18 protein-coding genes and 3 pseudogenes are annotated in these 21,919 nt (G+C 60.6%); 20 read left to right on the forward strand and 1 reads right to left on the reverse strand.

The window, feature by feature from the left end:
* Window positions 1–298: 298 nt before the first annotated feature.
* The 17 genes and pseudogenes from CBI38_RS34880 to CBI38_RS34960 all read left to right on the forward strand — a co-directional run bounded on the left by CBI38_RS34880 (window position 299) and on the right by CBI38_RS34960 (window position 16,757).
* Window positions 299–1,335 (forward strand): annotated as a pseudogene (locus CBI38_RS34880) (ABC transporter ATP-binding protein).
* 141 nt (window positions 1,336–1,476) lie between these two features.
* Entirely contained in the window at window positions 1,477–2,193 is a 717-nt protein-coding gene (locus tag CBI38_RS34885; RefSeq protein ID WP_230990436.1) for an MlaE family ABC transporter permease, read from the forward strand.
* Between the two features lie 14 nt (window positions 2,194–2,207).
* Entirely contained in the window at window positions 2,208–3,065 is an 858-nt protein-coding gene (locus CBI38_RS34890) for an ABC transporter permease (protein WP_109335965.1), read from the forward strand.
* A gap of 59 nt (window positions 3,066–3,124) precedes the next feature.
* Complete coding sequence (locus CBI38_RS34895) at window positions 3,125–4,282, forward strand: MCE family protein (RefSeq protein WP_109335966.1); 1,158 nt, start codon at window positions 3,125–3,127, stop codon at window positions 4,280–4,282.
* Window positions 4,279–5,298: an MCE family protein gene (locus tag CBI38_RS34900; protein ID WP_109335967.1), complete on the forward strand. Its 1,020-nt coding sequence runs from the start codon at window positions 4,279–4,281 to the stop codon at window positions 5,296–5,298. Before CBI38_RS34895 ends, CBI38_RS34900 begins: the two co-directional genes overlap by 4 nt.
* Window positions 5,298–6,530 (forward strand): MCE family protein, encoded by a 1,233-nt coding sequence (locus tag CBI38_RS34905; RefSeq protein WP_109335968.1) that lies wholly within the window; start codon window positions 5,298–5,300, stop codon window positions 6,528–6,530. Before CBI38_RS34900 ends, CBI38_RS34905 begins: the two co-directional genes overlap by 1 nt.
* A 3-nt stretch (window positions 6,531–6,533) precedes the next feature.
* Complete coding sequence (locus tag CBI38_RS34910; RefSeq protein WP_230990354.1) at window positions 6,534–7,874, forward strand: MCE family protein; 1,341 nt, start codon at window positions 6,534–6,536, stop codon at window positions 7,872–7,874.
* The gene (locus tag CBI38_RS34915; RefSeq protein WP_109335969.1) at window positions 7,871–9,007 is read left to right on the forward strand and encodes an MCE family protein; all 1,137 of its coding nucleotides are present in this window, start codon (window positions 7,871–7,873) and stop codon (window positions 9,005–9,007) included. Before CBI38_RS34910 ends, CBI38_RS34915 begins: the two co-directional genes overlap by 4 nt.
* Entirely contained in the window at window positions 9,007–10,515 is a 1,509-nt protein-coding gene (locus tag CBI38_RS34920) for an MCE family protein (protein WP_109335970.1), read from the forward strand. The genes CBI38_RS34915 and CBI38_RS34920 overlap by 1 nt, the downstream gene beginning before the upstream one ends.
* A complete protein-coding gene (locus CBI38_RS34925) occupies window positions 10,482–11,264 on the forward strand; it encodes a hypothetical protein (protein ID WP_162603386.1) in 783 nt (260 codons plus the stop codon). Before CBI38_RS34920 ends, CBI38_RS34925 begins: the two co-directional genes overlap by 34 nt.
* The gene (locus CBI38_RS34930; protein ID WP_162603387.1) at window positions 11,261–12,295 is read left to right on the forward strand and encodes an RDD family protein; all 1,035 of its coding nucleotides are present in this window, start codon (window positions 11,261–11,263) and stop codon (window positions 12,293–12,295) included. Before CBI38_RS34925 ends, CBI38_RS34930 begins: the two co-directional genes overlap by 4 nt.
* A 42-nt stretch (window positions 12,296–12,337) precedes the next feature.
* Window positions 12,338–13,030, forward strand: a complete 693-nt coding sequence (locus tag CBI38_RS34935) for a hypothetical protein (RefSeq protein ID WP_109335973.1) — start codon at window positions 12,338–12,340, stop codon at window positions 13,028–13,030.
* Complete coding sequence (locus tag CBI38_RS34940; RefSeq protein WP_162603388.1) at window positions 13,027–14,064, forward strand: RDD family protein; 1,038 nt, start codon at window positions 13,027–13,029, stop codon at window positions 14,062–14,064. Before CBI38_RS34935 ends, CBI38_RS34940 begins: the two co-directional genes overlap by 4 nt.
* A 39-nt stretch (window positions 14,065–14,103) precedes the next feature.
* Window positions 14,104–14,721, forward strand: a complete 618-nt coding sequence (locus CBI38_RS34945; RefSeq protein ID WP_109335975.1) for a B-4DMT family transporter — start codon at window positions 14,104–14,106, stop codon at window positions 14,719–14,721.
* A gap of 335 nt (window positions 14,722–15,056) precedes the next feature.
* The gene (locus CBI38_RS34950) at window positions 15,057–15,830 is read left to right on the forward strand and encodes a hypothetical protein (RefSeq protein WP_162603389.1); all 774 of its coding nucleotides are present in this window, start codon (window positions 15,057–15,059) and stop codon (window positions 15,828–15,830) included.
* Window positions 15,827–16,435: a cytochrome c oxidase subunit 3 gene (locus CBI38_RS34955; protein WP_109335977.1), complete on the forward strand. Its 609-nt coding sequence runs from the start codon at window positions 15,827–15,829 to the stop codon at window positions 16,433–16,435. The genes CBI38_RS34950 and CBI38_RS34955 overlap by 4 nt, the downstream gene beginning before the upstream one ends.
* 31 nt (window positions 16,436–16,466) lie before the next feature.
* Window positions 16,467–16,757, forward strand: a complete 291-nt coding sequence (locus CBI38_RS34960) for a cytochrome C oxidase subunit IV family protein (RefSeq protein WP_109335978.1) — start codon at window positions 16,467–16,469, stop codon at window positions 16,755–16,757.
* Window positions 16,758–17,386: 629 nt separating this feature from the next.
* On the opposite strand, the gene CBI38_RS34965 is transcribed toward CBI38_RS34960, so the two are convergent.
* A complete protein-coding gene (locus CBI38_RS34965; RefSeq protein ID WP_109335979.1) occupies window positions 17,387–18,280 on the reverse strand; it encodes an alpha/beta fold hydrolase in 894 nt (297 codons plus the stop codon).
* Window positions 18,281–18,922: 642 nt separating this feature from the next.
* Between CBI38_RS34965 and CBI38_RS34975 the strand changes: the two genes are divergently transcribed.
* The 3 genes and pseudogenes from CBI38_RS34975 (at window position 18,923) to CBI38_RS34985 (ending at window position 21,896) form a co-directional block, all read left to right on the forward strand.
* Window positions 18,923–19,399, forward strand: a complete 477-nt coding sequence (locus CBI38_RS34975; RefSeq protein ID WP_230990439.1) for a ferritin — start codon at window positions 18,923–18,925, stop codon at window positions 19,397–19,399.
* 113 nt (window positions 19,400–19,512) lie between these two features.
* Window positions 19,513–20,201, forward strand: a pseudogene (locus tag CBI38_RS34980) (IS256 family transposase); the annotation flags it as partial.
* Between the two features lie 245 nt (window positions 20,202–20,446).
* Window positions 20,447–21,896: pseudogene (locus CBI38_RS34985) on the forward strand (NF041680 family putative transposase).
* The last annotated feature ends 23 nt before the right edge of the window (window positions 21,897–21,919 follow it).

Consider the following 21,919-nt stretch of genomic DNA (forward strand, 5'->3'; position numbering starts at 1 on the left):
CATTAGAGCGCCTCTTGCTTCAAGCGGTCGAGATCTTGTCCCGTTCCGATAATGGCAGACTACGTCTTCTTGCGCTCAAAAAAACCTGTGCTAGTTTAGATTCACTGTGACTCAGGGCACAAAGGAAATCGGAGGACCGAGAAGCAGCGCTTTCGATCCGGGCGGTCCAACCGCGAGTACCGGTCCACCCGCGAGCGGTCGGCCCTGAGTTCCATGGGTGAGAAGTACGCGGACGAGCGAGGCGCTCTGCAGGTAGCTGAATTGCGACATTCGTACTGGAAGGGCGGTGAGGGTAGTGGTGGGAGTCGAAGTGCAAGTGGAAGGACTGACCAAGTCCTTCGGTTCGCAGACGATTTGGAAGGACGTGACATTGACCCTTCCCCCAGGGAGGTCAGTGTGCTGTTGGGTCCGTCCGGGACGGGGAAGTCGGTCTTTCTGAAGTCTCTGATCGGTCTGCTCTGTCCTGAAGAGGGATCGATCGTCATCGACGGCACGGACATCATGGGCTGTTCGAGTGATGAGCTCTACGAGATCCGCAAGCTGTTCGGTGTGTTGTTCCAAGACGGGGCGTTGTTTGGGTCGATGACTCTTTACGACAATGTCGCCTTCGTTCTCCGGGAGCACACAAAGAAGAACGAGACCGAGATCCGCCGCATCGTGATGGAAAAGATGGAGTTGGTCGGTCTCATCGGTGCCGAGGAGAAGCTGCCGGGGGAAATCTCAGGAGGAATGCGCAAGCGTGCCGGATTGGCGCGCGCGCTAGTCCTCGATCCACAGATCATCTTGTGCGACGAGCCGGACTCCGGTTTGGACCCTGTCCGCACCGCGTACCTGTCGCAGCTGCTGATCGATATCAACGCGCAGATCGACGCCACCATTTTGATTGTCACCCACAATATTTCCGTGGCCAGGACAGTGCCGGACAACATTGGAATGCTCTTTCGCAAGGAACTCGTCATGTTCGGACCACGCGAGGTGCTGCTCACCAGCGATGAACCGGTCGTCGACCAGTTCCTGCAAGGTCGACGGCTCGGTCCGATCGGCATGTCCGAGGAGAAGGACGAAGCCCAGATGGCGGAAGAACAGGCGATGGTCGACGCCGGCCACCACCACGGTGGCACAGACGACGTCAAAGGAATTGTGCCCCAACTTCAGCCCACGCCCGGAATGCCGTTTCGGCAGGCAATTACCCGTCGGCAGGCGCGCGTACGTCAGATGATGGATTCGCTCCCGCCCAATGCACGTGCGGCTATCGAGGAAAGCATGCTCGACACCGACTGGGTGGACTATGAAGATGCTGAGTCTGCAGATGCACTGCATTCGGCACGGATCTGAGGTGCGACGATGAGCAGCGATGTCACGGAGCCGATAGCGATCGCCCGGGAGACCCGTACGCCTTCAACGGCGGCGCCGAGTAACTACCTGCTCGAACGATTCGTGAACACTCCATTGCACGCGGTGGGCGGATTCTTCGAGATGTGTGTGGACACGTTCAAGGCGACGTTTAAATCGCCGTTCCAGTGGCGTGAGTTCTTCCTGATGGCATGGTTCGTGGTGCGTGTTTCGTTGGTGCCAACGCTGCTAGTCTCAGTGCCCTTTACGGTGTTGGTTGTCTTCACCCTCAACATCCTGCTGGTTGAGTTCGGTGCTGCCGACCTGTCCGGTGCAGGTGCCGCCCTGGGTGCAGTGACCCAGATCGGGCCACTCGTAACTGTTTTGATCGTGGCGGGTGCCGGAGCGACCGCATTGTGCGCGGACTTGGGCGCACGCACGATTCGAGAAGAAATCGATGCTATGCGGGTTCTGGGCATCGATCCGATCCATCGTTTGGTCGTACCGCGGGTCCTTGCCTCGACCGTTGTTGCGCTCTTGCTCAACGGCTTGGTAGTCACGATCGGTCTGGTAGGTGGGTTCAGCTTCTCGGTCTTCATTCAGAACGTCACTCCAGGTTCTTACGCATCCTCGCTGACTCTCGTCACCGGACTTCCGGAAATTGTGATCTCAGAGGTCAAGGCGGCCTTGTTCGGCCTGGTTGCCGGTCTGGTGGCCTGTTACCGCGGCCTCACCGTCAAGGGCGGACCGAAGAGCGTGGGCGACGGGGTCAACGAAACAGTCGTCTATTCATTTATGGCCTTGTTCGCCATCAACGTCGTGGTAACCGCCGTCGGCGTCAAATTTGGTACAGGGCACTGAGAGAGATTGGACAAATGGCAGCGACAGCCTCGCGGCAACGACAATTTCCGCGCGCACGCAAGGTGATCAGTACACCCTCGCGTTCCGTGCGAGGCCTGGGTGGACATGGGGTGTTCTATTGGCGTGCAGCCCGCAACACCCCCCACGCGGTCACCGCGTATCGAAAGGAAACCCTGCGTCTCATCGCAGAGATCAGCATGGGTTCAGGAGCACTCGCGGTGATCGGTGGCACCGTAGTCATCGTCGGCTTCATGACCCTATCTGGTGGATCGCTGGTGGCCATCCAAGGGTTCTCGTCCCTGGGGAACATCGGAGTGGAGGCTCTCACCGGATTCTTCGGTGCCTTCATCAACGTCCGGATCATTGCGCCGGTAATCTCCGGTATCGCCCTAGCTGCGACTATCGGCGCCGGCGCAACTGCTCAGCTCGGCGCGATGCGCATTTCCGAAGAAATCGACGCACTCGAAGTCATGGGTATCAAGTCCATGTCGTATCTTGTCTCCACTCGCTTGATCGGCGGCCTGATCTCGATCATCCCGCTGTATTCCTTGGCTGTGATCATGTCATTCGTGGCGACGAGGGTCACTACGACCGTGTTTTACGGGCAGTCTTCGGGTGTCTACGATCACTATTTCGCGACGTTCCTGCGCCCAACTGATCTGTTCTGGTCGTTCCTCCAGGCGATCCTCATGGCGATCGTGGTGATGCTGATCCACTGCTACTACGGCTACACGGCTTCCGGTGGTCCCGCGGGCGTCGGTGAAGCTGTCGGGCGCGCTGTGCGGACATCTCTCATTGCGGTTGTCATGGTGACGCTGTTGGCGTCACTGGCCATTTACGGCACTGCCGGCAATTTCAACCTGGCGGGTTAACGGTGACGAAATTGAACGGGTTGACGTCTTCGAGAACCCATCATGCGCCGCCGCGGCTGATGACAGCTGGTGTGCTGCTTGGGCTGTCACTGTTCGGGATCGTGTCGCTCTGCCTCGTTCAGTTCCGGGGAGGCTTCGACCGTTACGATACCTTTACCTTGCGTGCGGATCGGTCTGGGCTCGTCATGGACCCGGGTGCGAAGGTTCAGATGCACGGCGTACAGATCGGAAAGGTCTCTCGTGTAGACATGACCGACGGATCGGCAACGTTGCAGCTGGAGGTCGAACCGAAGTGGGCTGACCTCATCCCGTCGAACGCGAGCGCGGAGATCAAAGCGACAACGGCATTCGGCTCGAAGTACGTGGCCATCAATGTGCCGACGAACCCCTCGGCTGACCGCCTTCATCCGGGATCGACAATCACCTCGACCAATGTCACTACCGAGGTGAACACTCTATTCGAGAGCCTGACCTCGGTGATGGGACACATCGATCCCGCCAAGCTGAATGCGACCCTGACTGCGGTCGCGGACGGGCTCAGCGGTCGGGGCGCGAAACTGGGGGAGACCCTCACGACATCGAACCAGTACCTGAGTGCGCTGAACCCGCACTTGCCGCAGCTGCAGGAAGACTTCCGACAGTCTGCGATCGTAGCGAACACATACGCCGGTGTCGTACCCGATGTCATGGGAGTTCTCGACAATGCGTCCACGACGTCGGACACCATCACACAACAAGAGAAGGATGTGGGTGGACTTTTGCTGGCCGCGATTGGTTTCGGGACTACGGCCACCGATGTTGGCAACGAGAACGTTGACGGATTCGTAGCGTCAAATGACCATCTGGTCCCGACGACCGAACTTCTTGCCGAGTACAGCCCCGAGTACCCGTGCTTGTTGAACGCATCGGTCCTGGGCGGCAAAGTCATGAACAACGCAGTCGCCGAGACCGGATACTCTCTCACCGTAGATGCGGCTCTGCTGCTCGGTGACAATGTGTACGAGTACCCCAAGAATCTGCCGAAGGTGGCGGCAAAGGGAGGCCCCGGTGGAAAGCCGGGTTGCTATCCCACGATCACCAAAGACCTTTATCCAACACCGTATTTGGTGGCAGACACGGGGGCCAGCATCGCGGATTCGACATCGATCAAACCGAACCACAACCCCGACCTCCTCCAGTGGTTGTTGGGGAGCACACCGGGAGGTGCGGCCCGATGAAGGTCGGCGGATCCATCATCAAGTTCTCGGTCTTTGCGCTGGTCATGATAGTGATCGCAGGAGGGCTGGTCGTGGTATTCGGCCAGATGCGCTTCGACAGCCAGAACGGATACAAAGCAGTCTTCTCGAACGTTTCTGGGCTTCGCACGGGGGAGTTCGTCCAAATTGCAGGTGTGGAAGTCGGAAAAGTCGACAAGATTACGATCGTCGACAATACCCAGGCCGAGGTGGAGTTCTCGCTCGATCGTGAAGTATCGCTCATGACCTCCACGCGCGCATCGGTTCGTTGGTCAAATCTGATCGGCGACCACTACCTCGAGTTGATAGAGGGTACGGCGACCGCTGAGCCGCTTCCCGTCGGGGGCACGATCCCCATCGAGAACACCTCGGCTGCATTGGATTTGGACGCACTTCTCGGTGGATTCAAGCCGTTGTTCAAAGCGCTGGATCCGGACCAGGTCAATCGCCTCAGTTCCTCGCTGATCACCGTATTTCAGGGTCAGGGTGGATCGATAGCCGACGTGCTCAATCAAACCGCCCAACTCACCGGCGCTCTCGCAGACCGCGACCAGTTGATCGGATCGGTGATCACCAACTTCAACACCGTCTTGCGGACAGTCGATCGGCACAACGAACAATTCTCCCAGGGAATCGACAACCTCCAACAGTTGGTGTCAGGTCTCGCTCAGCAATCCGACCCCATCGCAAATTCGCTGGCGCATATCAATGATGCTTCAGCGACCGTCGCCTCCCTACTCGGTCAAGTCCGTCCAAACATCGTCAACGACGTGCATCAACTCGACCGGACCGCAACTCAAATCAACAGCGACAGTGAGTTCCTCGATTCGGTTCTCGGGCGACTGCCCACGATCTACCAGAAGCTGTCCCGACTCGGCCTCTACGGCGACTTCTTCTCGTTCTACATTTGCGATGCAACACTCAAAGTGAATGGTCCAGATGGCAATCCGGTCCTCATTCCGATTGTCGGTCAACGTGCGGGAAGGTGTGCTGTCTGATGAGATCCGTTGACAGGAGCAAACGGATTCGGATCGGTCTCCTCGGAATCGTGACGACCGTCGCCGTGGTACTCATTGCGCAGAGTTACGGCAAGATGCCGTTCATCACGGGAGGTAATGACTACAGTGCATATCTCGCCGACACTGGTGGCCTGCAAGCTGGCAGCAAGGTCGAAGTGGCTGGGGTCACCGTCGGAAGCGTTCAGGATATCGACATCGACGGCGACAAGGTGATCATGCATTTCTCGGCCAAAGGGGTCGAGCTCAGCGCGGATACCTATCTCGCGGTCAAGACTCAGACGGTGTTGGGGACGAAGATGGTGGAACTGAGCCCCGGCCGAGGCGATCGCATGCCACGGGGCTTCGTCATACCCGTCGAACACACCACTGTTCCGTATTCATTGACAGACGCACTGGGTGACTTGACCAATACCGCAACCGGGTTGGATACCGAACAGGTGACGAATGCTCTCGACGTCCTCAGCCACACCTTCGAAGAGACGGCACCGCAGCTCGGGGCGGCGATGGAAAATGTCTCACGATTCTCCGATACCGTTGCCTCACGTGATCAGATGGTTCAAGACCTCTTCGGCAACGCCGAGAAGGTCACCAGCGTTCTCTCGGATCGAAGTGAACAGATCAACCGGCTGCTCCTCGACGGCAATACCCTCCTCGCCGCGCTGGACGCTCGTCGAGGTGCGCTAGACACCCTGCTCACCAACGTCTCCGCAGTCACCGCTCAGGTGAAGGGGCTTATCGCCGACAACAACACCGAACTGACTCCGATGCTCGAGAAACTGAACGCCGTGACGGATCTACTCAACAGGCGGAAAGACGACATCCACGCAATCTTTCAGCCTCTTGCCCTCTACGGAACCTCGCTCGGCGAGTCCGTTTCGGGAGGCCCCTTCTACAAGGCGTACGTGGCGAACATCCTGCCGGGGCAGTTCCTGCAACCGTTCATCGACGCAGCTTTCAAAGATCAAGGTGTCGATCCAGCGACACTCCCGGGGATAGGTGCCACATGGCCTGTCGACTGTGGAAACAACTCGCCCCCCGGCACGGTGCCACCAGGCGGCACGAAGCCGCTGCCCAACCCGAGCCAGTGCCCGGTATCGCCCGAGACCGTTCCCATTCCGGGCGTCAGCCCGCCACCGCCACCGGCACCTCAACCGCCGGTACCGCTGCCATTGATTCCGGGCCTGCCGGCCATCCCCGGATTGGGGGGCTGATCTGTGCAGAACATTCGGGAACTACGCGACAAGTTCGGCGTGCGTCGGCTGATCGCGGCTGCGGTGGTCGCAGTCATCGCTCTGGGCTCGGTTCTATTCGTGGGATGGCGCATCTATACCGCCACCACAACGACATCCGTTACCGCCTACTTCAACAACACGAGCGGTATCTATATCGGTGACGACGTGAAGATCATGGGCGTCAACGTCGGAAAGATCGACCAGATCGAACCGGACGGCGACCGAATCAAGGTCGACTTCCACTATGACTCGTCCTACAAAGTTCCCGCCGATGCAAAGGCAGTCATCTTGTCGCAAAGCTTGATCTCCTCGCGCGCGATCCAATTGGCGCCCGCCTACACAGGCGGTGACGCGCTCACTGACGGGGCTGACATACCGCTGGAACGGACCGCAGTTCCCGTGGAATGGGACGACTTCCGGGCGCAGTTGGAGCGTCTGTCCGCATCTCTCGGCCCCACCGAGACCAACAAGGACGGTGCCCTTGGCGGAATGGTCGACTCAGCGGCGGAGGCACTGAGTGGTAAGGGTGATTCGATCAACCAGACGATCAAGAAGATGTCGGATGCGATGTCGACCCTTTCGAATGGACGCACCGATCTGTTCGGAACCATCCAGCACCTTCAAGTGTTCGTGAGCGCGCTCGCTGCAAGTGACCAACAGATCGTCCAGATCAACGGTCACTTCGCTTCGGTCACCGATGCGCTGAACGGAACCGACCACGACCTCAGTGACGCCCTGAACGACATCGACTCGGTGACCGCTGATCTTCAGCAGTTTGTCGAGCAAAATCGTGACGGATTGACCAAGTCTCTCGACGACCTGGCTGCGGTGACCGGCTCGCTGGAGTCTTCCAAGCCGGACATCGAACAGATCCTGCACATTCTGCCGACAGCGTTGGCGAACTTCGCCAATATCTATCAGCCAGCGCAGGGAGGCATGACCGGGGCCTTGGCGGTGAATCATTTCCAGAACCCGCTCCAATTCATTTGCGGGTCCATCCAGGCCGCAGCGCAAAAGGGAGCAGAGGAGTCGGCGAAGCTCTGCGCACAATATCTGGCTCCCGTGCTGAAAACCCTTCAGTTCAACTATCCACCGGCAGGGATCAATCTGCCCACTGGCATCCAAGTGCGTCCAGAAGAAATCGACTACAGCGAAGATTCGTTGCGCCCACCCCCCGGAATGGTCGACACCTCGGTTCCGGGAGTATTCGAGTCGGCCCCGACGAAGAAAGCGACCGACACCGTGACGGCTGGGGACGGCTTGGCCGGCCTGCTCGGCGCACTGCGGCTGCCCGAAAACGGACCGAGCGGAGGTGGACGATGATGTTGAAAAGTCGGCGGGTCGCCAAGATAGGGATGGGTCTTACCGCAGCTGCGCTGGTGCTCTCGGGCTGTGAATGGCAGGGGGTCAACTCCCTCCCCATTCCAGGAACAGAAGGAAACGGCCCAGGTTCGTACACAGTCGACATCGAGATGCCCAATGTCGCGTCACTGCAACGGAACAGTCGGGTTCGTGTGGCGGATGTCGATGTCGGGCACGTCACGGACATCCGGTTGCAGGATTGGCACGCCCTCGTGACGGTGCAACTCGACGGCGGTGTCACGCTGCCGAAGAATACGGTGGCCAAGGTTGGCCAGACCAGCCTGCTCGGCACGCTGCACGTCGAATTGGCACCGCCCCTGGATGAGCCGGCAGAAGGAAGGTTGGCGGACGAAGACACGATCCCGATCGCGCATGCCGGGCTGTATCCGACGACGGAGCAGACTCTCGCATCGGTGTCAACGCTCCTCAATGGCGGAGGGTTGGCGCAGTTGAATCAGATCGATACCCAGCTCAATGCCGCGTTGTCGGGGCACGAGACCGACGTCCGCAGCTTGATCACCCAACTGGACACTTTCACGTCCGCGTTGAACGAACAGAAGGACGACATCATCACGGCGTCAGAGGGGCTCGACAGGCTGGCAGGAACCGTGAACGCCCAGACCCCCGTCCTGGAGAGGGCTCTCGATTCGATTCCGCCCGCGTTGGCCGTGCTGAATGAACAGAAGGACAATCTGAGCAACGCGATTGTCTCAGTGGGCAATTTCGCCGAGGTCGCGAATCGCGGAGTCACCGAAAGCCACGACGACTTGGTGCGGAATCTGCGTGCACTCGAGCCTACGTTGCGCGGTCTCGCTGACGCCGGACCTGCCCTGACTCAGGCGCTCGGCTACCTCCCCACATTCCCGTGGCCGCTCGACGGCACGCCGAATTTCGTCAAGGGCGACTACGCGAACCTCAGCCCCATTATCGATCTGACCCTGGGGCGGCTAGACAACTCGGTGCTGCAGGGCACTCCGGCGGAGGGTTCCCTCATCGCCCTCGAGACCGCGATGGGTCGCACACTCGGGCGCCAGCCCAACGTCGCGACCACAGCAAATCCGCTCACCGCACCGATGGCAGGAAGTGGCAACTAATGATGCTCTCCAGCTTCGTCCGCGTCCAACTGATCATTTTCTCCATCGTCACTGTCATTTCACTTGTCGTGATGGGCGCGTACTACATGCGCATACCGTCACTCGTGGGCATTGGCAGGTACGAGGTCACCGTTCAACTCCCCACCAGCGGTGGCCTGTATAAGACATCCAATATCACCTACCGTGGCGCTGATGTCGGGACAGTGCTCGATGTTGTTCCGACACAGCAGGGAGCCACCGCAACCTTGAGTATGAACAGTTCGGTGAAGATTCCTGCCGATGTCACCGCGGAGGTGCACAGCCGTTCAGCAATCGGCGAGCAGTACATCGACATGGTCCCCACGGCGCTCGACGGACCGTATTTGCACGACGGTTCGCTGATCCCAGCGGCGCAAACCACGGTGCCACAGGACATTGCCCCGATGCTCGATACCGCCAACAAGAACTTGGCGGCGATCGCACCCGGCAAACTCTCCACCCTCATCGATGAGAGTTACAAGGCGTTCAATGGAACTGGCCCGGATCTTCAACGGTTGCTTGACTCCGCAAATCTCCTAGTTCATGACGCACATGCCAACGTCGCCCCGACAACCCGGCTGATAGACGACATGGGCCCGTTCCTCTCCGCTCAGGCGCAGAGCAGTGACGATATCTATACGTGGGCGCGAAACCTGAACAGCCTCACTGCCCAAGCCAGGGAGCGAGACGAGTCGATCCGCGCGATCCTCCAGAAGGGTCCCGGTGCCGCCGACGAGGCCACAAAGCTGTTTCAGCAACTCAAACCGACGTTGCCGCTACTCCTCGGGAACTTGACGAGCCTGGGTCAAGTCGCCGCGACGTATAACCCGTCGCTCGAGCAGACACTGGTGATCCTGCCGCAGCTGATGAGCATGCTCAACACCATCGGCGTTCCGAACGACGTGCACAACGGAGGTGCGGGCGGTCCGGTCCTCTCCTTCAACCTCGGCAACCTGAACGCACCGGAAAACTGCACAACGGGTTACCTCCCCGCATCCGAGCGGCGCGACGCGAGCGCAATAGACGCGCCGCCACGTACTACCGACCCCATGTACTGTGCCATTCCACAGAATGCTCCACTAGATGTACGCGGAGCCCGCAACCTCCCATGCATGGAACATCCGGGCAAGCGCGCGCCGACCGTGGCGATCTGTAACAGTGACGAGGAGTACCAGCCCAAAGGCACCAACCCGTGGATTGGTGATCCTCTCCCAGTCGTCGGCAACCCACTGGGCGATCAGGTCCCCGGAAACGGCGGTCCAGCCCAACCGGCGCCGGGTGCTGGCGGCGGCACGCAAGCTGCACCGGCTTCCTACGGCACCGCTGTCACCCCAGGTGCCCCCGCACCCGTGGCAACCGCAACCTACGACGCCAAGACGGGTCGGTATCAGGGACATGACGGTGCGACATATGAGTTGTCCTCCGTTGCCACCTCCTCGTCGAATGAGGTTCGAACATGGCAGACGATGTTGACCGGCCGGAGCGCGTGATGCCTGCGGCCACCGGTACCGCAAGCGCACAACTGGCGCGTGCCCGCGCCGTTGCTGCGCAGAAGGCTGCCGAAGCAGCGGAGGCGACAGCCTTGGCCGCGGAGGCAGAGGCGGAAGCGGAAGCGGTTGCTGCCGACGAGTCCGCAGCCGTAGGGGCGCAGGAGATGGTCGCACACGATGCCGGAGAGCGGGCGGAGGAATCAGTTGCGGAGGAGCTGAGTTCGGAACACGAGGGCAACACGGTGAGTCGGAGTCCGATGGGGCGACGACAGTTCGCACTTGCCTCCGGATTCCTCGCCGTGGTCGCCGTGGCACTGGCACTCGCGAGCGTCTACATGCTGCTGCACCATCGGACAGTATCGACCCAGGAGGAGCGTGAAGCCGCGATCGTCGACTTCACCACCGCCAACATCAGCAATCTGATCGCCCCATCCTACGAGGACGCAGATGGGAGCGCACAGCGGATTCTCGACGCTGCTACAGGAGATTGGGCCGAACAGTTCGGGCCGAACAAAGATGCGTTCGCCGCCGCCCTGGTAGAGGCGAAAGTGCAGTCCTCGGCCGATGTAACCGATGTAGGAATAGAGAAACTCAACGAGGACGGAACCACAGATCTCCTCGTATCCGCGACATCCCAGGTGCAGAACACTGTGTCTCCCGATCCGACCCTGCGGACATGGCGTCTGCGCGTGACCGTCACAGAGATGGACGGGCAGTACAAGTTCTCGAAGGTGGAGCAGATCGTATGAGTACCGAGACACGCGCAGGCGAGGCCGTCGAAATCGACGACACCTCGCATCTCTACAAGCCCACGACCTCCGATGAGGAGGCGCCGGCAACCGGGCCCGGCACGGTCGCCGATCCCGAGGGGCGAACGGCCCATGCGCCGTGGCGCAAGCGTGTGGCCGCCTTCCTGATCGACGTGATCGCGCCCGTTGCTTGCATGCTTGCCGTCTTCGAGCTCTGGGACGTGCTACAGAGACCAGGATGGGGCTTGGCCGCAATGGTCGCCGTGTACCTTGCGTTGTGGGCTTTCCTGGTGTGGAACAGCATATTTGAGCAGGGTCGTACTGGTAGAACAATTGGAAAGTCTTTCGTGGGGATTCGAGTTGTTGACGGTGCCGACGGTCGACCGCTGGGATGGTTTCGAGCGTTTACTCGCAACCTTGCCCATGTCATCGACATCGTTCCACTGCTGTCGGGGTGGGCATGGCCGATCTGGAGCCGGCGAAAGCAGACGTTCTCCGACATGCTCTCCGGATCAGTCGTGCATATAGACACAGTACGGTCGGCCGACACTCGCTCGAAGCGGCTTCTCCCACTTGCCGTTGGGCTCGTGTCGGCGGGCACCCTCGTAGCGCTAGCGGTCGCGGCATATGCGACGCAATACAGTCAGGATAGAGACGCCGAGCAGACGAGAAGTGTGATTGCTCAGATCGCAGCAGACAAAGCTGCTGCGGTTCTCTCCTACAAGCCGGACACCGTAGAGACGGATATGGCTGCAGCACAAACTAATCTCACTGGCGGCTTTCTCGAGTACTACAAGAAGTACGCGGACGAAACGGTGATACCCAACTCGAAGAAGGATCTGATTGGTACCGCGTGGACCGTCGTGGGTACTGCGGTCACCAAGGCGGATCCGTCCACGGCTGAGGTTCTGGTGTACCTCAATGGCACCGTGACTACCGGCGCCCAACCGGCCGACATGATCAGTAGCATCCGACTGCACCTGGAGAAGGTTGACGGTGCGTGGTTGATCTCGGACCTCGTACCACTCTGACCGCGACGACCAAGAGAGACACCATCAAGTAAGGAAGGCACCATGGCAGAGCAGAACTTCTCTGTGACCGGTTCGACCCGCCTAGCGGCGGCACGGAAGCGAGCCAAAGGCGCCCGCGCCGCTGCGGAGCGAGCGAGCGCGGAGGCGGAGAAGGCGCTGCTGGCCGCTGAGACAGTGGCCGCCGAGGGCACGGAGAACGCGTCATCAGACGCGGCGGAAGAGCGGGCCGCCAGAGGTGTCCACCGCAGATCACGACGCGACCTGGCACTGATGGTGACCGCGGCGCTCGTGGCGGCTTCGGCGGGCGCGATCAGTATCGTTCTCGCCATCAACCACCACACAAAACAGGCCCGCGCAGACGAGGATGTCGCAATCGTGCAGGCCGCACGTGAGCAGGTGGTCAATCTACTCACTATCGACAAGAACGACGTAACTGGCTACTCCGATCGAGTGCTCGCAGGTTCCACGGGTCGGTGGCAGGAGGAGTTTACCGCGAACAAAGACGCGGTGATGGCCGCGCTCACCGATGCGACGCAGCCCACGTCTGGGCGGGTTGTAGAGGCGGGGATAGAAGATCGAGGAGAAGGAGGCACAACTTCGGTATTAGTGTCGGCCAACACGATTGCTGGTTCCAACGCCGATGAGAAACAACCGGGAACAGCGGTCCGCATGAGGGTCGGTGTCACCGAAGTAGACGGCCAATGGAAGCTATCGAAAGTCGAGATCGTTCGATGACGACAACACAGATGAAGGCCAGCGGCGGCGTGAACGGCCAGGCCGAGGAAAATTCGGCTCCGGAAGACACGGTTGTCGGCGCTGTGGAGCGGACAGAGTCTTCGGACACCTCAACACCGGATACGGACTACGCCGGATTCGCCCGGCGTGCGGGTGCATTCGGGCTTGACTGGATTGCCCCGGTGGTGGTTATCGCGACGGTGGCTGCGATCAATGTTGTTCTCGATCATCCGTTGTGGTGTCTGATCGTGTCCGGCCTGGTCGCTGCGGCCACCATCTCGTTTGTTCTCTGGAACCGGGTGTGGGAACAAGGGCGCACCGGGTCGACGGTGGGGAAAAGTGCCGCGCGCATCGTTACCGTCGACGTAGAAGAGGAAACGCCCATCGGGTGGCGGCGGGCACTATCTCGCGAACTGGCCCACGTGATCGACACGTGTGTATTGATGACAGGGTGGTTCCGACCTTTGTGGGACGGCAAGCGTCAGACACTCGCAGACCGTCTCGTGAAGACCGTCGTCGTAGTCGAGCCGTCCGAACCCGCTCGTGACAAGGGTCGGCTCCGCGTTGTCGCAATTCTCACGGTCGTAGTTATCGCGGGCGGGACGCTTGTGGCAACCACCTACTTCGCCCAGTACCGCCACGATCAGCAGACGTCGGAAGCAAGAACGACAGTCCAGCAAGTGGCCGCAGCCGGTTCGACCGCCCTTCTGTCGTACACCTTCGACACCGCAGAGGCCCAACTCGAGTCCGCCTCAACATTCCTGACCGGCGATTTTCTCGACTACTACAGGAAATTCACAGAACAGGTAGTTGTTCCTGCAGCCAAAGAGAAGAGCGTCACCACGCAGGCGAATGTCGTGGGTAGCTCGATCGAACAGGTAGACCCGACCAGTGCGACAGTACTGGTGATGGTAAATCAATCCACGACCACTTCCGACAGCCCGGCACCGTCCGCCTCCCAAAGTGCCGTGCGCGTCGAGTTGGAAAAAGTGGGCGGACGTTGGTTGATATCGGCCTTCAACCCGGTCTCGTGAACTTTTCGAATACCGAACCTCAAAGGAAGAAACCGATCCATGAGCACGCTGCTGAGAAGGTTCAAGTCCTCTGTCACCAGGGTTCAACCCGCGGGGACGGCCAGGAATTCGGCCCGGCGCAGATGGCTGATACGAGGCCTCGTATTGGCGGTCGTACATGTGATGGTCCGTGCCGCAATGGGGGTGGGAGTGACGAACCACCCATCATCGGATTCTGCCCTGCGGCTGCTGGCGATCGGTGCAGTCGTTGTAGTTGCTCTGGTTTGGGGAATTCTCGACGGGATCTGTAAAGGACGAGATTCTCCGTCCGCGCAGAACGCCGACCTGACCATCATTTGGCTTGAGGCGGCGGCGGTGGCGGCAGTCCTCGCGGGCGTACTGGCCTGGATTGTCGGTCAGGCAACCTCCATCGGCGTTGGCCGCAACTCGCTGTTCTTCGAGGCGACCTCTGGTGCGGCCTTCACGTTGATGCTAGTCTTCGCGCCCGCCGTAGCAGGATCAATTGTCGGACACTACCTGACGCTACGGAACACTAAGGGGCAGAAGGTGGCAGCAGTTTCCCAGAACAAGAACGTCGAGTATCTCGAAGACTTTGAGTATCTAGAAGAGGAAATCGTTGACCATTCCTACGAGGGTCCGCATCAGCATCATCGATAGCCGCGCCGGTGAATCACACCAGAGTGTGTGACAGCCAGCGCCTAGCGAAACCGTGCAACGCCAATCGACTATCTGGCCAATGTTGGGTCGGCAGTGGAAACATCTCTCCACCGGGTACCTGAGGGTGACGATCATCGTCATCAATGCGGAACTGATCAGCGACCGAAGACTGCGGCGCGCGAAAAGGCTTGCCCGTGGTAAACGGGGCGAGCCATCGGCAGGTCTGCGGTGTGCATACAGGTGTGACCGAGCGCCCATCGAATCTGGCGCGCAGCGACACGAGTCCACTTGACGGACTGTCGAATTCGGACAAGAATTCGCCAGAGGGGTCAGCAGTGCCCGTCGAAGGAGGCGCCGTGAGAAATGGATGGTCTCAGCGACTTTGCGTATGGAGCGGTGCTCTGTTCGCTCTCTTGTTCTTCATCGGTTTCGGCGTGATCGCGCGATACATCCCGCCGCCGGATCCACAACGAAGCGCGGCCGACGTCGCGGCGTTCTACCGTGACAACGCGAACTCAATCCGCACCGGCATGCTCGTCAGCATGTACGCCCTAGTCCTCTACGTTCCGTTTGTAGCCGCTATATCCGTGCAGCTCAAGCGCATCGAGGGAACACACACCCCGTTGACCTATACTCAGCTCGGAATAGGATGCACGCTCCCCGTGGCGTTCTTCCCTCCGCTATATTTCTTCCAGGTCGCGGCCTACCGGCCGGAGCGCTCCGACGACTCGATCATGATGCTCAACGACATGGGGTGGCTACCGTTTACCGGCATCATCTACGCGATCTTCATACAGAACCTTGCCATCGGCTTCGCCGTACTGGCGGATCGTCGTGCAAATCCGATCTATCCGAGGTGGTACGGCTACTTCTGCTTCTGGACCGCTTTGCTGTACTGCCCCGCCGGGTTCGATGTCTTCGTCAAGGACGGACCACTTGCTTGGGACGGCCTCTTCTCGTGGTGGCTCTCGCTGGTCTCGTTCTTCGCATGGCTAGTCGTGACCATCATGGTGACACTGCACGCGATAGCCGCCCACGTCGCTGCTCCTGACGACTGCGCAGACACGCCGGTCGCGGTCCGCGAAACCGCAGGACTGTTCATAACATGACCTCCACGAAGGACAACGCTGCCTGCGGGCCGCAAACAGATCGCCGCGAACGTAGCCTTCCGGCGGAAGCGGGCCTATGGCTGTTCATCTTCGGAGACCTGGTCGTATTCACCCTCCTGTTCCTCGTCTATCTCGCGTATCGCACAGACGAGCCAGAACTCTTCGCCAGCTCACAACAGACGCTGAGCATCAACGTCGGGGCCGTGAATACCCTGGTGCTACTCTGTAGCTCGCTGTTCGTCGTGGGGGCCGTGAGGGCGACACGAGCGGGCAACCGGCAACTCGCGCCATGTCTGGTACTCGCCGCGATGGCCTGCGGTTTCGTGTTTGTCTCGGTCAAGGTGTTCGAGTACCACGACAAGCTCGAAACTGATCACACGCCCGCCTCCAACTACTTCTACTTCTTTTACTTCTTCATGACCGGGCTGCACCTGGTCCATGTCGTGATAGGCCTGGGTGTCCTCACGTTCCTCTGGCGGCTGACCCGGCGCGCCGACGAACTCACCTCGCTGGGCATGTCGTCCGTCGAGGGGTCTGCGTCCTTCTGGCATCTTGTCGATCTGCTCTGGATCGTCATCTTCCCGCTGCTGTACCTAGTCCAATGAGCTTGTTCGAAGTCCCGAGGTCCCAGGCCCGATGAACAGAATCAGAATCCTTATTGCATCGCGGCCAATACTTGCTCTCAAGGTGCCCGAGGTGCTCGTCTGGATCGTGCTCGTAGTCGCGACGGCGTTCTCGTGGCTCCTCGGTCACGAGGCGGGGCGCGAGGTCGTAGCGATTGTCATCATGGCGGTCGCGTACGTGAAGGTACGCCTCGTCGGACTGTACTTCATGGAGTTGCGAGGCGTGGTTGGACTCCGTAGATCGCTCGATGCCTACATCCTGATCAGCCTCGTGCTGATCATCGGGTTCTACCTCGCCGCATGATAGACGGCCTTGCTTATTCGCGAGGAGCTCTTGCGACGATGTCATCGGTCGGCGAGGTCGGACACAACCCAGATCCACCAGAAACGTCTGAGCCTCTTCGGAAGTGAATCGTAGTGATCTGAAATCGATTCGATGAGCTCATCGCACACTTGGAATCTGCTCAACGGCAGGTTGCCTGGCTTCTGGTCGTCACGGGGAGTTGTCAGGTGGTCACCGCTGTCGACAGTTACTCCATTACTCCGACGGTTTCAAGCTGGTGCCCAGCCAGTGCCAGTCTTCGACGACCAGGACTACGGCCGCACCGCTCGGTAGCCCCGAGGTCGTGGATATGCACGATGTCCGGAGAGTCTGCCCATCGCGCGTGGTTCGCCGAGTAGCCGTCATGTTCTCGGCATCGAGATGAGACGGAGAAGTTTGACGGCGACGATTGAGTCTAGGGAGGGCTGATGGTAGGGGTACACGACGACGAAGCTGCCTCCCCCGATTTCCTGCAGCGTCGTCGACATCGCATTCGTCAACCCCTCAAGAATGGATCCTTGACAGAGCATTGGCGTGCGTCACTCGCCCACCATGGTGGCGAACCGGGAATCTGCCGCGGCGTCCGGATCGCCGGCGTCGGCTACGAGAATTCAGGATGTGCAGTCCGCGAGGGCACCGAGGAATTCGCCGACCACGTCCACGAACACCGCATTGTCGTCACCGGCAACCATGTGTCCGGCGGCGGCAACGGAGACGGCACGTGACTGTGGAATCAGGTCGAGCAATTCTTGGATGCCTTCGTTGCCGACGATGTCGGACTTGGCGCCGTGCACGAGCAGCGTCGGCGCAGTGATGTGGCTTGCTGCGGAGAAGGCAAGCTGATGAATTCCATGGGGGTTGTCCAGGTTTGCGCCGAGGCGGGTGAATGCTGGATCCCAGTGCCAGTAAAGGCGACCGTCGGCACGCTCACGAACGTTCTTCCGCAGGCCTTCGATGTTCTTCGGGCGGGGACGGTGGGGCTGATAGGCGGCTACTGCGTCGGCGACCTCTTCGAGGTTGGCGAAACCGTCGGGTGCGCTTCGCATGAAGTCGCGGATGCGTTTGATCCCCTGGGGTTCGACCTTAGGAGTGATGTCCACCAGAACGAGCGCGCGCGCGAATCCGGGGTTGCCACCCTCCGTGAGGATACTGGTGAGACCGCCCATCGAGGCGCCGAAGAGCACGGGACGGACGCGGTGTCCTGCTCTCTTTCCGATCTGGTCGACCACCATTTCCAGATCCCGGCCTAACGCGTCGATGGCATAGTCACCGTCTTGGTCCCAGGCGCTGTCGCCATGCCCACGAGCGTCGAGGGTGTAGACGTCCCATCCCTCGGCGACCAGGTTTTTCGCCGCGCGATCCCAGGAGTGCCTGGTTTGGCCGCCACCATGCAACATGACCACGGTTCCCCGGGTCGGCCCATCTGAGCGTGGCGACCATCGGTCTGCGGCGATAGTACCGGCGCCCCCGTCGAATTTGACAGGCTCCGACTTGTACTTGGTCACAGAGTTGCCCTTCTATAGATAGTGCGTGTCTGTGTTCCAGTGAACCGCATCGTCCGTGGTGACGGGATGGTGGGTCTGGCTGGTATGGAACTCTACCCAATGTGGGGCAAGCTCGCGACAGCGAAGAGCTTAGGAGTCAGCTTGCTCGTGCTTACGTTGGTGGTGGTGAGTGCCTGAGAAAAAGGTACCCGGTTGCGGCGTGAGGTGGGGTTCGGGATGGCGAATGCGAGTGAACCGTTGATGAATGTCGGAACCCGATTCGATGGCATCGAAGGCGTGGCATGGCGTGGCTCCGACTTCGGCTTCGGCTTCGGGAGGGAGTCTGGCGACGACAAGAGTGCCGGCGGCGCTCGCGCCATTCGCGGCGACGAGACCCTCGATACTCATCGGGCTGGCAAGGGTCTCACACGCCAGTTTCAGTCACGGGGGAAGAACACCAAACGAATCCCCCCGCGGCTACCGCAACTTTCGAAACTACCGTCTCCGTCTTCCTCTCACAGTGCAGAATCCTCCACAATCGCTGGACATCAACGGATCTGAACCCGCCGACCCAGCTGGGGATGTAGTGCCCGTAAACTGAGGATCATGACTTCGTCGACGCCGACCACCGCCAGCGACTTCCACCGTCTGCTCCAAGAGTAGATCCGCAACGAGTTCGCGGCGTCCCAGCAGTACGTCGCGGTCGCGGTGTACTCACAGCTGGCGGGACGCTTCTACCGGCAGGCGGCCGAGGAACGCGGCCACGCGATGATGATCATCCAGTACTTCGTTGACAACACACTCGAAGTAACGGTGCCGGGCATCCCGGACGTCGTCACCCAGTTCGATTCGGTCCGCGCGCCCGTCGAAATCGCACTCGAGTGGGAACGTGCCGTCACCGACCAAATCAGGACACTCGCGCGCACCGCCCGCGACAGCGGCGACTACCTCGGCGAGCAGTTCATGCAGTGGTTCCTCAAGGAGCAGGTCGAGGAGGTCGCCAGCATGCACACCCTGCTGACGATCGTCGACCGCGCCGGGGACAACCTCTTCAACGTCGAGAACTTCGTGGCCCGCGAGATGAGCGGCGTGGCCCGCGCCGACTCCACCGCACCGAAGCAGGCTTACGCCGACGACTGAGCGACCGCCAGCGGCGGGTGTGGCCGGGCTCGCCGCGGAACCGGGGACTGTCGGGATAACGGTTGAACTGGATCTGGCGACACGCCGAGTTCTCTTGGCGAGAAGGCAAGACGATGACCGAAACACTGGATCCCATGGATCAGTCGAAGATTGACCACCAGAAGCTGGCCCAACAACTGTTGGCCCAGGCCAAAGCTGAAGGTGTGGAGTTGGTCGGCCCGAACGGACTGCTCAACCAGCTCACCGCGAACGTCCTCGAAACCGCGCTCGACGTCGAGATGGATGAACACCTCGGATACGAGAAACACCATGTCAAGGGGAGAAATGGAGGGAACTCCCGCAACGGGCGACGAGCGAAAACGGTGCTCACGGAGATCGGCCCGGTCGAGATCGAGGTCCCGCGAGACACCGACGCCTCCTTCGATCCGCAGATCGTCAAGAAACGGCAGCGACGCCTGACCGGCGTCGACGAAATCATTCTGTCCCTCTCGGCAAAAGGCCTGACCACAGGCGAAATCGCAGCCCACTTCGACGACGTATACGGCGCATCGGTCTCGAAAGAGACGATCAGCAAGATCACCGACAAGGGCCTCACGGAAATGACCGACTGGTCCGTCCGCCCCCTCGACTCGGTGTATCCGGTGATATTCATCGACGCCATCCTCCCCCGCAAGCGGGGGCACCCCCAGTCAAGGTCCGCGACGGTCAGGTCGCCAACCGGCCCATCTACGTCGCGATCGGTGTCACCACCGCCGGAGAACGCGAGATCCTCGGATTGTGGGCCGGCGACGGCGGCGAGGGATATGGAACGAGCACAGGTTCGTTTCCGTAGTTTCGTGCTGCTACCTGAGGTTTTCCCACTGATTGGCGTGTCGTTAATCTTCGAGGTATAAGCCCGCGAGTTAAGCTTGTCGTTTAACCTCTGCCGTGGCGTGGGGCAGTTGGTGCTGGTGTTGTTCGGCGTGTCGCAGCGGCATGAGGCGACCACCGCCTGATCATCTTGAAGTTCCTTCCAGAGAACTTTCGAGACGAAGACAGGCGGTGGCCGTGAGTATCAGTGTGCCCGATCGGCGGGCGGTCGGGGAAGAATCGGTCCCCGATCCGCGTGTCGACCTGGTGTCGTTCCGCGAAGAGTTCTACCGGTCCCTGCCGGCCCGAGGTGATGCTTTGTTCGAGTTGACCGATGCGCTGCTGTGTTCCGGCACCGCGGTTCGCACCCTGGTCGAGTTGTCACTGGCCGCCGAGCATCGGCGCGGTCACGGCGCCTTGTACGACGCAATCAACTGCGGCCGAATAGATTACACTCGGCTGCGCCGCGCCCTCGGCGGGCTGACAATCCCGCGTGATCGCGGCGGCCGGATCGTGTTGGCCGTCGACATCAGTGCCTGGTTGCGCCCGGATGCACCGACGAGTCCGCAGCGGGGTTCTGCCACGTCTACGGCCGCGGGAAGAATCAGGCACAGCTGATCCCGGGGTGGCCGTACTCGTTCGTCGCCGCCCTCGAGACCGGCCGTACCTCGTGGACGACGGTGCTCGACGCGGTCCGCCTACGCCCCGACGACGACGAAACCGCTGTGACGGCCACCCAGGTGCGTGAAGTGATCACGCGGTTGCGCGACGCCGGGCACCACCGCGACGGCGACCCGGACATTCTGCTGGTGTTCGACGCCGGGTACGAGCTGGCCCGGCTGGCGTTCGTGCTCGCCGATCTCCCGGTGCAGGTGCTGGGTCGGATGCGTTCGGACCGGGTGCTGTGCTTCCCGGCGCCGCCACCGGGCCGTACCGGGCGCCCACCCCGGCACGGTTCCGACTTCAAATTCGCCGACCCCAGACCTGGCCCGAACCCGAGACCACCACCAGCACCGACACCGATCGCTACGGAACAGCCACCGCTGCGGCGTGGAATCGGTTGCACCCGAGGCTCGTCCATCGTGGCTCGTGGGCGGACCACCCGGGACCGCCACCGATCGTCGAAGGCACGGTGATCCGGCTGACGGTCGATCACCTGCCCGGGGACCGGCATCCCAAACCGGTGTGGCTCTGGTACTCACATCCTGGTGCGGGAACCGCCGATATCGACCGATTGTGGCAGATGTTTCTGCGGCGCTTCGACCTCGAACACACCTTCCGTTTCTTCAAGCAGACGTTGGGGTGGACCGCCCCGAAGCTCCGCAGTCCCGAGGCGGCCGACCGCTGGACCTGGATCGTGCTGGTGGCCTACGCCCAACTCCGGCTCGCCCGTCCTCTGGCCGAGGACCTACGCCGCCCGTGGGAACGACCCGTCCCACCAACACGATTGACGCCGGCACAGGTTCGTCGAGGGTTTTCGCGCACCCGCGCGACGATGCCTGTTCCGGCCAGTGCACCGAAACCCAGTCGACCCGGACCCGGACGCCCACCCGGATCGAAAAACACCCACCGCGCACCGCATCACCACGTGGGCAAACGCGCCGAAACCAAAGCTAGAAAACCCGTCGGGGCCGCCTGCCCAGGTTAAAGATCAAGTTAAGGTGTTACCGC

Source organism: Rhodococcus oxybenzonivorans, from assembly GCF_003130705.1.
Lineage (GTDB): Bacteria > Actinomycetota > Actinomycetes > Mycobacteriales > Mycobacteriaceae > Rhodococcus_F > Rhodococcus_F oxybenzonivorans.

Bases quoted from the DNA above. Each gene is read 5' to 3' on its own strand.
- CBI38_RS34885 (WP_230990436.1), top strand. From the start codon at position 1,477: ATGTGTGTGGACACGTTCAAGGCGACGTTTAAATCGCCGTTCCAGTGG.
- CBI38_RS34890 (WP_109335965.1), top strand. From the start codon at position 2,208: ATGGCAGCGACAGCCTCGCGGCAACGACAATTTCCGCGCGCACGCAAG.
- CBI38_RS34895 (WP_109335966.1), top strand. From the start codon at position 3,125: ATGACAGCTGGTGTGCTGCTTGGGCTGTCACTGTTCGGGATCGTGTCG.
- CBI38_RS34900 (WP_109335967.1), top strand. From the start codon at position 4,279: ATGAAGGTCGGCGGATCCATCATCAAGTTCTCGGTCTTTGCGCTGGTC.
- CBI38_RS34905 (WP_109335968.1), top strand. From the start codon at position 5,298: ATGAGATCCGTTGACAGGAGCAAACGGATTCGGATCGGTCTCCTCGGA.
- CBI38_RS34915 (WP_109335969.1), top strand. From the start codon at position 7,871: ATGATGTTGAAAAGTCGGCGGGTCGCCAAGATAGGGATGGGTCTTACC.
- CBI38_RS34920 (WP_109335970.1), top strand. From the start codon at position 9,007: ATGATGCTCTCCAGCTTCGTCCGCGTCCAACTGATCATTTTCTCCATC.
- CBI38_RS34925 (WP_162603386.1), top strand. From the start codon at position 10,482: ATGGCAGACGATGTTGACCGGCCGGAGCGCGTGATGCCTGCGGCCACC.
- CBI38_RS34930 (WP_162603387.1), top strand. From the start codon at position 11,261: ATGAGTACCGAGACACGCGCAGGCGAGGCCGTCGAAATCGACGACACC.
- CBI38_RS34935 (WP_109335973.1), top strand. From the start codon at position 12,338: ATGGCAGAGCAGAACTTCTCTGTGACCGGTTCGACCCGCCTAGCGGCG.
- CBI38_RS34940 (WP_162603388.1), top strand. From the start codon at position 13,027: ATGACGACAACACAGATGAAGGCCAGCGGCGGCGTGAACGGCCAGGCC.
- CBI38_RS34945 (WP_109335975.1), top strand. From the start codon at position 14,104: ATGAGCACGCTGCTGAGAAGGTTCAAGTCCTCTGTCACCAGGGTTCAA.
- CBI38_RS34955 (WP_109335977.1), top strand. From the start codon at position 15,827: ATGACCTCCACGAAGGACAACGCTGCCTGCGGGCCGCAAACAGATCGC.
- CBI38_RS34960 (WP_109335978.1), top strand. From the start codon at position 16,467: ATGAACAGAATCAGAATCCTTATTGCATCGCGGCCAATACTTGCTCTC.